This window comes from Methylorubrum thiocyanatum (genome assembly GCA_014138645.1).
In the GTDB taxonomy this organism is placed as follows: domain Bacteria; phylum Pseudomonadota; class Alphaproteobacteria; order Rhizobiales; family Beijerinckiaceae; genus Methylobacterium; species Methylobacterium thiocyanatum.
In genome coordinates this window covers 761,256-772,972 of record JACJIB010000001.1, presented here as the reverse complement: position 1 = coordinate 772,972, position 11,717 = coordinate 761,256, and the positions used below count along the sequence as shown (strand labels likewise).

12 protein-coding genes are annotated in these 11,717 nt (G+C 68.9%); 9 read left to right on the top strand and 3 right to left on the bottom strand.

The genetic code is table 11. The features are described 5' to 3' along the window. Nucleotides 1-120: 120 nt before the first annotated feature. The 3 genes from HNR51_RS03635 to HNR51_RS03625 all read left to right on the top strand — a co-directional run bounded on the left by HNR51_RS03635 (nt 121) and on the right by HNR51_RS03625 (nt 2,960). Nucleotides 121-1,113: a MotA/TolQ/ExbB proton channel family protein gene (locus tag HNR51_RS03635; protein WP_012454212.1), complete on the top strand. Its 993-nt coding sequence runs from the start codon at nt 121-123 to the stop codon at nt 1,111-1,113. 4 nt (nt 1,114-1,117) lie between these two features. Next, nucleotides 1,118-2,131, top strand: a complete 1,014-nt coding sequence (locus HNR51_RS03630) for a peptidoglycan -binding protein (RefSeq protein WP_182553978.1) — start codon at nt 1,118-1,120, stop codon at nt 2,129-2,131. A 175-nt stretch (nt 2,132-2,306) separates the two neighbouring features. After that, nucleotides 2,307-2,960 carry a hypothetical protein gene (locus HNR51_RS03625; RefSeq protein WP_182553977.1) on the top strand — a complete coding sequence of 218 codons (654 nt, stop codon included), beginning with the start codon at nt 2,307-2,309 and terminating at the stop codon, nt 2,958-2,960. 13 nt (nt 2,961-2,973) lie between these two features. Here the strand turns inward: HNR51_RS03625 and HNR51_RS03620 are convergent, their stop codons facing one another. Both HNR51_RS03620 and HNR51_RS03615 read right to left on the bottom strand, forming a co-directional pair. Continuing rightward, nucleotides 2,974-3,981: a D-cysteine desulfhydrase family protein gene (locus tag HNR51_RS03620; protein ID WP_182553976.1), complete on the bottom strand. Its 1,008-nt coding sequence runs from the start codon at nt 3,979-3,981 to the stop codon at nt 2,974-2,976. A gap of 73 nt (nt 3,982-4,054) precedes the next feature. Beyond that, nucleotides 4,055-5,923 carry an ABC transporter transmembrane domain-containing protein gene (locus tag HNR51_RS03615; RefSeq protein ID WP_182554024.1) on the bottom strand — a complete coding sequence of 623 codons (1,869 nt, stop codon included), beginning with the start codon at nt 5,921-5,923 and terminating at the stop codon, nt 4,055-4,057. A gap of 299 nt (nt 5,924-6,222) precedes the next feature. Between HNR51_RS03615 and rpmE the strand changes: the two genes are divergently transcribed. After that, on the top strand, nt 6,223-6,477 hold the full coding sequence (gene rpmE, locus HNR51_RS03610; RefSeq protein ID WP_012454207.1) for a 50S ribosomal protein L31: 255 nt from the start codon (nt 6,223-6,225) through the stop codon (nt 6,475-6,477). A gap of 266 nt (nt 6,478-6,743) precedes the next feature. On the opposite strand, the gene rcdA is transcribed toward rpmE, so the two are convergent. Next, nucleotides 6,744-7,277: a protease adaptor protein RcdA gene (gene rcdA, locus HNR51_RS03605; protein ID WP_182553975.1), complete on the bottom strand. Its 534-nt coding sequence runs from the start codon at nt 7,275-7,277 to the stop codon at nt 6,744-6,746. Nucleotides 7,278-7,922: 645 nt separating this feature from the next. Between rcdA and rpmH the strand changes: the two genes are divergently transcribed. From rpmH to HNR51_RS03580, 5 genes are all read left to right on the top strand, one after another. Beyond that, the gene (gene rpmH / locus HNR51_RS03600; RefSeq protein ID WP_012253788.1) at nt 7,923-8,057 is read left to right on the top strand and encodes a 50S ribosomal protein L34; all 135 of its coding nucleotides are present in this window, start codon (nt 7,923-7,925) and stop codon (nt 8,055-8,057) included. 72 nt (nt 8,058-8,129) lie between these two features. After that, nucleotides 8,130-8,639 (top strand): ribonuclease P protein component, encoded by a 510-nt coding sequence (gene rnpA, locus HNR51_RS03595; protein ID WP_012454205.1) that lies wholly within the window; start codon nt 8,130-8,132, stop codon nt 8,637-8,639. Further along, entirely contained in the window at nt 8,632-10,476 is a 1,845-nt protein-coding gene (yidC, locus tag HNR51_RS03590; protein ID WP_182553974.1) for a membrane protein insertase YidC, read from the top strand. Before rnpA ends, yidC begins: the two co-directional genes overlap by 8 nt. A 205-nt stretch (nt 10,477-10,681) precedes the next feature. After that, nucleotides 10,682-11,338 carry a ribosome biogenesis GTP-binding protein YihA/YsxC gene (gene yihA, locus HNR51_RS03585; RefSeq protein WP_012454203.1) on the top strand — a complete coding sequence of 219 codons (657 nt, stop codon included), beginning with the start codon at nt 10,682-10,684 and terminating at the stop codon, nt 11,336-11,338. Then, the gene (locus HNR51_RS03580; protein ID WP_182553973.1) at nt 11,335-11,706 is read left to right on the top strand and encodes a DUF423 domain-containing protein; all 372 of its coding nucleotides are present in this window, start codon (nt 11,335-11,337) and stop codon (nt 11,704-11,706) included. The genes yihA and HNR51_RS03580 overlap by 4 nt, the downstream gene beginning before the upstream one ends. Nucleotides 11,707-11,717 lie beyond the last annotated feature (11 nt).

Genomic DNA, 11,717 nt, shown 5'->3' with positions numbered 1-11,717 from the left:
CTCGTCGGACGCTGCCGCACTGTGACTTGATCGCGGCAGGCCGAGCCGCCAGAGTGCCGCCGGTTTTGTCGCAGCGGTGCCGCCGGTCCCGGCGTCAGGCCCAACACGAGTATGGACCCGATGGCGGCCCGTTCCGCGTCCCTCGACACGCCCCCCCTCGCCCGGCCCGGCATGACGCTGGTGCGGATGCTGGTGTTCCTGGCGCTCGCAGGCTTCCTCGCCTTCGTCCTCTACAAGCAGATCACCCCGGCCTTCCTCGCCAACCCCGGTCTGAACGGGCTCATCCTCGGCGTGCTGCTGATCGCGGTGCTCCTCGCCTTCGGGCAGGTGACGCGGCTGTTTCGCGAGGTCCGCTACGTCAATGCGGTCGCCGCCGGGCAGAACCCGAAGGACCGGCCGGCCCTGCTCGCCCCCCTGCTGCCCGCCATCGCGGCCCGGCGCGAGGGCCTGACGCTGTCGAGCACCCGCGCGCATCTCGACACCACCGCCGTGCGGCTGGACGAAGGCCGGGAGATCCTGCGCTACATCGCCGGCATCCTGATCCTGCTCGGCCTGCTCGGCACCTTCTGGGGCCTGATCGAGACGCTCTCGGCGGTGGGCTCGGTGATCGGCGGCATGCGCGGCGGCGGCGATGCGGCCGTGATGTTCGACGAACTCAAGAGCGGGCTCGCGGTGCCCCTCTCCGGCATCGGCCTCGCCTTCTCGGCCTCGCTGTTCGGCCTCGCCTCCTCGCTGATCGTCGGCTTCCTCGACCTTCAGGCGGGGCAGGCCCATTCGCGCTTCCACAACGAGTTGGAGGACTGGCTTGTCTCCGGCGAGGAGCAGGCGGTCGCCCCCACGGCCATCGCCGCCCGCCCCGCGCCGGAATACGATCCAACCGTCGCCCGCGAGCTGCAGGCGGCGGTGGACCGTTTGAGCGGCGTCATCGCCGAGGGCGCCGGGGGCCGGGGTGCGACCCAGGCCATGACCAACCTCGCCGAGGGCATCCAGGGGCTCGTGCAGCACATGCGCGCCGAGCAGCAGATGATCCGCGATTGGGTCGAGGCGCAGGCGGCCCGCGAGCGCGAGCTGAAGCAGGTTCTCGAACGGCTGGCGCGCGAGAAGGTGAACTAGGAGCATGGCCTCGATCCGCGCGCGCTCGCAGCGCAGCCTGAACGTCTGGCCGGGCTACGTCGATGCGCTCGCGACGCTCCTGCTCGCGGTCGTGTTCCTGCTCACCGTCTTCGTGGTGGGGCAGTTCTTCCTCTCTCAGGAATTGACCGGGCGCGACGCGGTCCTCAACCGCCTCAACCGCCAGATCGCCGACCTCACCGACCTGCTGGCGCTGGAGCGCTCCGGCCGCCGCGCCCAGGAAGAGGCGGCCGCGGGCCTGCGCAACACTCTGACCGCCACCGAGGCCGAGCGCGACCGGCTCCGGGCGCTCGCCGATGCCAGCGAGGCGGCGCAGGGCAAGAGCGCCGACGTCGATGCGCAGCTCGCCGCAGAGCGCGGCGCGACGCAGCGGGCGCAGAATCAGGTCGAGCTACTCAACGAGCAGATCAGGGCGCTACGCCGCCAGCTCGCGGCCCTTGAGGATGCGCTGGCGGCCTCCGAAGCCCGCGACCGCGAGAGTCAGGCCCGCATCGCCGAACTCGGCAGCCGCCTCAACGTGGCGCTCGCCCAGCGGGTGCAGGAACTCGCCCGCTACCGCTCGGACTTCTTCGGGCGCCTGCGCCAGATCATCGGCAGCCGCACCGATGTGCGCATCGTCGGCGACCGCTTCGTGCTGCAATCCGAGGTGCTGTTCGCGGCGGGCTCCGCCGCCCTGAAGCCCGAAGCCGGCCCGGAACTCGACCGGATCGCCGGGGCGATCCTCGACATCGCCAAGGAGATCCCCGCCGACATCCCGTGGGTGCTGCGCGTCGACGGCCACACCGATGCGCGACCGATCCAGTCGGCGCAGTTCCCCTCGAACTGGGCGCTCTCGGCGGCGCGCGCCATCGCGGTGGTGCAGTACCTGCGGACCAAGGGCATCCCGCCGCAGCGCCTCCTGGCCGGCGCCTTCGGCGAGTTCCAGCCGCTCGATTCGGGAACGAGCGAGGACGCCTATGCGCGCAACCGCCGGATCGAGATGAAGCTGACGGAGCGGTAACCGTTGTAAGCCTGCGCCCTGCTTTCCGCACGCAGCCTCATTCCAGAAAAACCTTCGGACTCACCTCACTATAAATCTCGCCTGTGCGCAGCCGGTCATCGGAAAGCTTGATCGGAACTTGATATTCCGATGGTGTTTTTCTAGTATCGCCGGCATCTTTTTGCAGGCAACGATCATGTTTGAGTTCAATGGATTTCAAACGTTGGGGCAGATCCTCGCCGCACTCGGCGCGGTATTAATCGTATTTAATGTTGCTATCTCAGCAACCGGCTCCCGTACCGGACTGAGATTTGCAGGCGCTAAGATCAACGGATCGAAATCGACGGTGATATTCCTGATTGGCATTGGTTTGCTTGCCTATCACGTGTATTCGACACAGCCCAACGACAAACCCGTGCCGCTCTCCGGCACCCCATTACAGACGGAGAGGCCAGTTTCCGGGACCAGTAGCCAAGCCCAGAACACATCGGCGCCTAGTGTCACCGACCATGACGTCGCGCAGGCAAACGAGAATAAAAACGACACTCCGTCCGAAGGCAAGACTACCATAACCGGATGGTCATATTACGGCCATCTGACGAGCGACGGGGCATGGAAGGAAAAGAACTTCACAGACGGCTCAGGCCTCGATCTCAAACCACAGGCCGGCGACCTTCTTCATGCCACCGGCAACGTGTCCTTCCGGGAGGGACCGGCTCAATACTCGATCCTGTCCGGATGGACCAACCAGCCCAGGATCGACATCCTAAAAATCGGGAGCCCGGCGAAAGTCATCAAGACGCTTGTTATCCAACGAAGCTATTATTGGATTCAGACCGAAATGAAGTGATCGCCGGGCTCGATCAGAATTCACTCCGATACGCGAACAATCCCGGCACCCCGCCGGTCATCACGAACAGGACCGCATCCCCGCGGGCATAGGCCCCCGCGCGCACGTCGTGCAGCAGGCCGGCAAACGCCTTGCCGCTGTAGACGGGATCGAGCAGCAGCCCTTCCGTCCGCGCCATCAGCCGTACCGCCTCGCGCATCCCCTCGGTCGGGACGCCGTAGCCCGGCCCGCGATGGGCGCCGTCCACGCGGATGGCATCATCGGAGAGCGCCGCGTGGCCGTCGATCAGGGCGAGGGTGTCGCGGGCCTTCGCCAGCGTCGCCGCCCGCGCCTCGGGCTCGGGGGCGAGGACGGTGTAGGAATGGGTCAGATGCGGGTCGCGGCCGAGGGCGGCGAGGCCCGCCGCCAGCCCCGCATGGGTGCCGGAACTGCCGTTCGGCACGACGATGCGGGCAAACGCGAGGCCGAGATTGCCCGACTGTTCCAGGATTTCGGCGGCGCAGGCGGCGTAGCCCAGGCAGCCGAGCGGGCTCGACCCACCCGACGGGAAGACGAAGACGCGCCGCCCCTCCGCGCGCAATTCCTCCGCCCGCGCCTCGGCCAGCGCCAGCGAATCGGCCTCGCCCGGCAGCAGGTGGACGCGGGCGCCGAACAGATCCTGCAGCAGCCGGTTGCCGTTGCCGGTGTAGTCGGCATCCTCCCGCGGAACGCTGCGGGTGAGGAACAGCTCGCAGGCCAGCCCCATCCGCGCGGCCGCGGCGGCGGTGAGCCGGGCGTGGTTCGATTGCAGCGCGCCGACGGTGATCACCGTATCGGCCCATTCCGCCAGCGCTTGGCCGAGCAGGAATTCGAGCTTGCGCAGCTTGTTGCCGCCCAGGCCGACCGGGCCGACATCGTCGCGCTTCACGAACAGGCGCACGCCGTTCAGCTCGTGCCCGAGATGGGTCGAGAGCCGGTCGAGGGAGCGGATCGGCGTCGGCCCGTCGGTGAGTGCCACGCGGGGAAAGCGGGTGAGGTCCATGGATCTCCCTTGCCTGCGTCCGAGCCTCGTCTTGCCCCGAGGGCCGGAAAACCACCCTCCGGGACGATGCGCCTTATTCCGCCGCGTGCTTGGCGCGCGGATCGCGGGCGCGGGCGCTCTCGTCGAAGCTGTCGGCGAATTGCAGGCTCGCCAGTTGCGCGTAGAGGGCGCCGCGGGCGAGCAGGCTCTCGTGCGTGCCTTCCTCGACGATCTTGCCGCCGTCGAAGACGAGGATCCGGTCGGCGGCGCGGATGGTGGCGAGCCGGTGGGCGATCACCAGGGTGGTGCGGCCCTGCATCAGCCGGTCGAGGGCGTTCTGCACCGCGCGCTCGCTCTCGGCGTCAAGCGCCGAGGTCGCCTCGTCGAGGAGCAGGACCGGCGCGTCCTTGAGGATGGCGCGGGCGATGGCGATGCGCTGGCGCTGCCCGCCCGAGAGCGTGGTGCCCCGCTCGCCGAGCAGGGTCGCGTAGCCCTGCGGCAGGGCGCGGATGAAGCCGTCGGCATTGGCGAGCCGGGCCGCCTCCTCGACCTCCGCCTCGCTGGCGCCGGGGCGGCCGTAGCGGATATTCTCCAGGACCGTGCCGGAGAACACCACCGGATCCTGCGGCACGAGGGAGAGGCGCGCGCGCAGGGCGTCGAGATCGGCCTGCGGCAGGGGCACCCCGTCGATGGTCACGCGGCCCTCGTCGGGATCGTAGAAGCGCAGGAGCAGTTGCAGCACCGTGGTCTTGCCGGCGCCCGAGGGGCCGACCAGGGCGATGCGTTCGCCCGGCGCGGCCGTGAAGGAGATGCCGTCGAGCGCCGCGTGTTCGGGCCGGGTCGGGTAGCGGAAGCGCACCGATTCGAACGCGACCGCGCCGCGGGCCGGGCTCGGCAAGGCGACCGGGTGCTCGGGCGAGCGGATCGCCGGCTCGGCGGCCAGGATCTCGCCGAGGCGCTCGGCGGCGCCCGCGGCCTGGGCGAGTTCGCCGTAGACCTCGGAGAGTTGGCCGAGCGCGCTGGCGCCGAACACGGCGTAGAGGACGAATTGCGAGAGCAGGCCGGCGCTCATGCTGCCCGCGAGCACGCCCTTGGCGCCGTACCATAGGACGCCGACCACCGAGGCCGAGATCAGGAAGATCGCCACACCCGTGAGCAGGGCGCGCGCGGTGATCGAGGCGCGCGCCGCCCGGTAGGCGTTCTCGGAGGCGCCCGCGAAGCGCTCGGCGGTGGCGCGGCCCATGCCGAAGGCCTGCATGGTGCGCACGGCGCCCACGGCCTCCGCCGCGTAGGCGGAGGCATCGGCGAGCCGGTCCTGCGCCGCCCGCGAGCGGCGGCGCACGCCGCGGCCCGACAGGATCAGCGGGAAGACGATGAGCGGAATCGCCGCGAGCACGAGGATCGACAGGCCGGGGCTCGTCCAGACCATCATCACGACGGCACCGACGAACAGGAACAGGTTGCGCAGCAGGATCGAGATCGAGACGCCGAACACCGCCTTGACCTGGGTCGCGTCCGCCGTCAGCCGCGAGACGATCTCGCCCGACTGCGACTTGTCGAAAAAGGTCGGATCGAGGCTCGTCAGCCGCGCGAACACCGCCGAGCGCAGATCCGCCACGACGCGCTCGCCCAGCGTCACCACCGAATAGTAGCGGCCGGCACTCGACACCGCGAGCACCGCCACGACCCCGAGCAGCGCCACGAAGTACGAGTTGATGAGCGCCTGCCCCTCCGGCGAGAAGCCATGGTCGATCACCCGGCGAATCGCGATCGGCACGACCAGCGTCGCGCCCGATGCCGCGATCAGCGAGATCAGCGCCGCGAGGATGCGGCCGCGATAGCGGCTCGCGAAGGGGATCAGGGGTTTGAGCGCCCCGAGCGGCGCCCGCCCCCGGAGAGCCGCCCGCGGGTCGTCCCGCAGGTCGCCCGTTGCGCCGGACGACGCGTCACGCCTGCGGGCCATCATTCCTCGACATCGTTTCGTCCCGTTCCGTGCCGTTTCCGTCCCGGCCGCTTCTGTCTTGTACGCCACCGCATAAGCAGCGCCCGCCCGGATTTCCAGTTCGCGCCGGATCTGCGCGCCCATCATGGCCGACGGCCGGGCCATCCTTCGGCGGGATCACACCGATCCGCCCGCCCTCTCTTGTCCGTCGTCCGAGGCTGAGGTATAGGCGCGCCTTCATCGGAATGCGCGCGATGTTTTGCCCCTGGCTCTTCCCCTGAGTGGCGGGGTCGGCCGGCGTGCTACCTCAGGAATTCGTCATGGCAAAGAACGAGGCCGGCAAGGCCAAGGGGACCGAGCACCCCGACTACCACTTCATCAAGGTCGTGATGACCGATGGCACCGAGTACAAGACCCGGTCGACCTACGGCAAGGAAGGCGACGTCCTCAACCTGGACATCGACCCGACCACGCACCCGGCCTGGACCGGCGGCGAGCAGAAGATGCTCGATCGCGGCGGTCGCGTCTCGCGCTTCAACTCGCGCTTCGGTGGCCTCGGCTTCGGCAAGAAGTGATTTTTGGATTCGGGCGAGAGCCCGACCTGTCGAAACGGCGCCGCTTGCGGCGCCGTTTTCGTATGTGGGCACCATCGTGAAGTCGCGCACCGTTCCCGACGACTGACTTTGGGGTTGTCCCCGACACCGTCATTCCGGCGCCGCGTAGCGCAACCCGGACGCCATCGGTGATGCGAGAGCGTGCCGTCGCGTCCAGACCGGTCGTGGATTCCGGGTTCGCCGATCGGCGCCCCGGAATGGTGCACGATGAAACGGTCGCTCGCGTCTCACTTCCCGCCGAAGGCCGCCTGGAGGCGACCGAACTGCGCCGTCACCGGGCTCTCCCGCGGCACCGGCGCCGGACGGTCCTCGCTGATCAGCGCATCGAGATGAAGGATGCGGGTGTGCAGCCGGCGCGAGCGGCGCACGAGATCCTGAAGCCGCAGCGGCAACTCGGCGAAGGTGTCGCCGGTCTCCGGCAGGGTCCGCTCCGATTCGGCGAGCTTGACGCGGGTCTTCTCCTCCTGCGCCTGGCTCAGCGAGATCTCGCCTTCGGAGACCGCCCGTTGCACCAGCAGCCACGAGGCGATCTGCATCAGCCGCGTGGTGAGGCGCATGCTCTCGCTGGCATAGGCCAGCGTCGCATCGCGGGAGATCAGCCGTGATTCGGCCCTCCCCTCCCCGTCGAGATAGGCCGCGGTCTCCTCGACCAGCAGCATGCCCTCGCGGAACAGGGTCTTGAAGGCTTCCGACGACACGTAGGACTCGCCGAAGCTCACCCACTCGCGGTCGTCCCGGAACGTGACATCGAACTCGGTCATCCTGCCTCCTGTACCGCCGGCGAACCATCTGCCCCGGATCGGGACGATTTCGGTGCGAATGCGGCCAGTGGGGCAAGTGTAGCGCCGAACGCGAGCCGAAAGGCGGTTCACGTCTTTTTAACGTTAACGGCGCCGCCGGGGTCGAGGGACCTCCGCGGGTGAGAGCGGACCAGCGCCAAAAAAGAAGCCGCCCCGGAGGAGCGGCTGTCAGGAGTCTTACAGGGAGGCATCAAACAGACTGGACGGAGATCCCTATCGGGATCCAGACAATCTGGATGTGCCTCTTTGTGAACCGGAAAGGTTAACACGCCGTTAATCGGACGCCGGATTCCCTGGAACGGGGCGATTTTCTCGAAGGAAAACACAAGATCCGGCACTGGAAACGCGACAACCTTGGCCGTTTCCGGCCCAATACAGGCGGCCCCACTCGGGGGTGGCCAGGGATGCGGCCGGCGCGGTGCAGGTGCGTCGGGCTGCCGTCATTGACTTGCGGCGCCCCCTCCGCCATAAGCCGCGCCATTGCGAAGCGGCGCCCCGTTCCGGGCGCCCTTCGCGTTTGCAGATCCCATTTCGAGGCTCACGCCACGGTCCGCGCGCTGTTCACGAGCGCCGCCGGGTCGACACCTCGACCGCCGGAGACCGACCATGAAGAGAACCTACCAGCCGAGCAAGCTCGTCCGTAAGCGCCGTCACGGCTTCCGTGCCCGCATGGCCACCGCCGGCGGCCGCAAGGTCATCGCCGCCCGCCGCGCGCACGGCCGCAAGCGCCTCTCGGCCTGACCTACCCGTGGCGCCGCCGCCGCGCGGCGCCGCCTTCGCAACACGAGCCCGCGAATCGGGATCGGAGCGCCCGTGTCGACGATCGGCCGTCTCCGGCGGCGCCCGGACTTCCTGGCAGCTGCCCAGGGCCGGCGCTTCCATACCGAGCGCATGAGCGCCCAGGGGCGCCTGCGCGATCCGGGCGAGACCCGCGACGGCGGGCCTGCCGAGGGTGTCTTCCTCGGCTTCACCATCACCAAGCGCGTGGGGCATGCGACCGAACGCAACCGGATCCGCCGACGCCTGCGCAGCGCCGTCGCCGCTGTGGCGGCGGAAGCCCCCTCGATCGAAGCGGATGTCGTGGTGATCGCCCGGCGTCCTGCCCTCGACGCGCCCTTCGAGAGCCTCGTCGCCGATCTGCGCCGCGCGCTCCACACGGTGACGCGCCCGGCCCCGCCTCGCTCCGGCGACGCCTCCCGACCGTCCTCGCAGCCCTCGCGCCGGGGCGGCTCCCGCTCCGGGCGGGGCAAGGGGCCGGAAAAGGGCGGCATGCCTTCACTTCCCCCCACATCGAAAGCGCCTGACGGATCGACCGATGGGTAACGACAAGACGAACATGTTCGTCGCCATCGCCTTGTCGCTGGTGGTCCTGCTTGGCTGGCATTACTTCGTCACCGGGCCGGCCAGCGAGCGGCAACGGCAGGCGGTACAGAGCCAGACCGCGCAGAACACCGCGCCGCAATCGGCGGACGGCATCCCTTCCCCGAGCCCGCGGGAAGGCAGCCCCAACGCGCCCGTGCCCGGCACCGTGCCGGGCGCCGCCGCGCAGGGGCCGATCTCCCGCGAGGACGCGCTGGCCCGCTCCGCGCGCGTGCGCATCGATACGCCGGCCCTCTACGGCTCGATCGGCCTCAAGGGCGCGCGCATCGATGACGTGAGCCTGAAGAACTACCATGAGACCGTCAGCGACGAGAGCCCGCGCATCGTGCTGCTCTCGCCCGCCGGCAGCGCCAACCCGTACTACGCCGAGTTCGGCTGGGTCGGTGCCAATGCCGGTCCGCTGCCCAACGGCGACACGCTCTGGAAGGCGGACGGCGACCTGCTGGCCCCCGGCAAGCCGCTGACGCTGACCTGGGACAACGGTCAGGGCCTGCTGTTCAAGCGCATCGTCGCCGTGGACGACAAGTTCATGTTCACGGTGCGCGACGAGGTCGAGAACAGCTCGGCCAACCCGGTGACGCTCTATCCCTACAGCCTCGTCTCGCGCTGGGGTAAGCCGCAGACCCAGGGCTACTACGTGCTGCACGAGGGCCTGATCGGCGTGCTCGGCAGCGACGGCCTGCAGGAATACACCTACGACAAGGTCGGCAAGGAGCCGGCCTACGGCGGGGCCGCCACGCAGGGCAAGGCGTGGTCGAACGTGACCGGCGGCTGGGTCGGCATCACCGACAAGTACTGGGCCGCCGCCGCGATCCCGGATCAGGACAAGCCCTTCACCGGCGCCTTCACCGAGCGCACCGACGGCGCGACCAAGATCTACCAGACCTCGGTGCGGGGCGACGCCGTCACCGTGGCGCCGAGCGCCTCGTCGGCCACGACCCAGCACCTGTTCGCGGGCGCCAAGGAGGTCAACCAGATCAACGCCTACGAGCGCGATCTCGGCATCAAGCAGTTCGATCTGATGATCGACTGGGGCTGGTTCTGGTTCCTGACCAAGCCGATGTTCCGGGCGCTGGACTTCTTCTACCACCTGCTGGGCAATTTCGGCGTCTCGATCCTGCTCGTGACCCTGATCCTGAAGATCTTCTTCCTGCCGATCGCCAACCGGTCCTACGTCTCCATGGCCAAGATGAAGGCCGTGCAGCCCGAGATGACCTCCATCCGGGAGCGCTACAAGGACGACCGGACGAAGCAGCAGCAGGCGATGATGGAGCTGTACAAGAAGGAGAAGATCAATCCGGTCGCCGGGTGCTGGCCGGTTCTGATCCAGATCCCGGTCTTCTTCGCGCTCTACAAGGTGCTGTTCATCACCATCGAGATGCGGCACGCGCCGTTCTTCGGCTGGATCCATGACCTCGCCGCGCCCGATCCGACGAGCATCATGAACCTGTTCGGCCTGCTGCCGTTCGCTGCGCCCGACTTCATCCATCTGGGCGTGTGGCCGATCATCATGGGCATCACGATGTTCATCCAGATGAAGATGAACCCCGCGCCGCCCGACCCGGTCCAGGCGCAGGTCTTCGCCTTCATGCCGATCGTGTTCACCTTCATGCTCGGCTCGTTCCCGGCCGGCCTCGTGATCTACTGGGCCTGGAACAACACCCTCTCGGTGATCCAGCAATACATCATCATGCGCCGCAACGGCGTGAAGGTGGAGTTGTGGGACAACCTCAGGGGCATGTTCAAACGCGGCAACAAGAGCGCCGCGGCCAAGGGCTGAACCGGCGGCCGAACCACAGGTCGCCCGTTGCGGATCCCGGGATCTCCCGGGATCCGCTTCGCGTTTGCCACCGCCGGCGGCGAGCACGGCTGCGATCGCGACGAGCAGGCGGTTGGGGCCGGTCCCGGCGAGTTGCCGCGATGCCGTCGCGGCGGCCCCATCCCGACCCCGGACCGCGTGAGGACGGGGGAGAGCGCACATCCTCATGACCGACACCACGACAGAACCCACCCCCGAACTGCTGGAGGCCGGCCGCCTGCTCTTCGCCGGCGCCGCCGACTTCACCGCGGCCGCCCCGGCGCTGGGCGCCCTGCCGCCGATGGAGGGCGTCGAGATCGCCTTCGCCGGCCGCTCGAATGTCGGCAAGTCGAGCCTCATCAACGCGCTGACCGGGCGAAACACGCTCGCCCGCACCTCGCACACGCCGGGGCGCACGCAGCAGCTCAACTTCTTCCGCATCGGCGGGCGGCTGATGCTGGTCGACATGCCGGGCTACGGCTACGCGGCGGTGGAGAAGGCCAAGGTCGAGGCCTGGACCAAACTGATCCACGCCTACCTCAAGGGCCGCTCCAACCTCGCCCGCGTCTACCTGCTGATCGATTCCCGCCACGGCCTCAAGGAGATCGACACCGACCTCCTCGACGGGCTCGACAAGGCGGCGGTCTCGTATCAGGTCGTGCTGACCAAGGGCGACGCGCTGAAGAAGTCCGAGATCGAGAAGCGCATCGCCGGAATCCAGGCGGCGCTCGCCAAGCGTCCGGCGGCCTATCCTGAAGTGCTGCTGACTTCGAGCCGCGACGACCGCGGCGTGGCGGAGCTGCGCGCCAGCATCGCCCGGCTGCTGCAGGACCGCGGCGCGTGACTGGTCTCGACCGTCTCCTCGCCGCGGTCGCGGCCATCGCTGGCGGGCTCGGCGTCGCGGCGAGCGCGGCGGCGGCGCATACCAGCGGCGGCGAGACGCTGAAGACCGCCGCACAGTTCCTCCTCTTCCACGCGCCCGCAGTCCTGGCCCTGACCGGATTTTCCGCCGCCGGCCTCGTCCGTGGCGCTCTCGCCCGCCTTGCGGCGGCAGCACTGCTTCTCGGCCTCGCGCTGTTCTCGGGCGACCTTGCCCTGCGGGCGCTCGCCGGCACGCCGCTCTTCCCGATGGCGGCGCCGAGCGGCGGCGTGGTGCTGATGGCCGGTTGGCTTCTCGCGGCCATCACGGTGCTCGTGCCGGCGCGGCGCTGACTCCGCCCCGG

Coding starts and splice junctions, on each gene's coding strand:
- HNR51_RS03635 (WP_012454212.1), top strand. CDS start 121: ATGGCGGCCCGTTCCGCGTCCCTCGACACGCCCCCCCTCGCCCGGCCC.
- HNR51_RS03630 (WP_182553978.1), top strand. CDS start 1,118: ATGGCCTCGATCCGCGCGCGCTCGCAGCGCAGCCTGAACGTCTGGCCG.
- HNR51_RS03625 (WP_182553977.1), top strand. CDS start 2,307: ATGTTTGAGTTCAATGGATTTCAAACGTTGGGGCAGATCCTCGCCGCA.
- HNR51_RS03620 (WP_182553976.1), bottom strand. CDS start 3,981: ATGGACCTCACCCGCTTTCCCCGCGTGGCACTCACCGACGGGCCGACG.
- HNR51_RS03615 (WP_182554024.1), bottom strand. CDS start 5,923: ATGGCCCGCAGGCGTGACGCGTCGTCCGGCGCAACGGGCGACCTGCGG.
- rpmE (WP_012454207.1), top strand. CDS start 6,223: ATGGCAAAGAACGAGGCCGGCAAGGCCAAGGGGACCGAGCACCCCGAC.
- rcdA (WP_182553975.1), bottom strand. CDS start 7,277: ATGACCGAGTTCGATGTCACGTTCCGGGACGACCGCGAGTGGGTGAGC.
- rpmH (WP_012253788.1), top strand. CDS start 7,923: ATGAAGAGAACCTACCAGCCGAGCAAGCTCGTCCGTAAGCGCCGTCAC.
- yidC (WP_182553974.1), top strand. CDS start 8,632: ATGGGTAACGACAAGACGAACATGTTCGTCGCCATCGCCTTGTCGCTG.
- yihA (WP_012454203.1), top strand. CDS start 10,682: ATGACCGACACCACGACAGAACCCACCCCCGAACTGCTGGAGGCCGGC.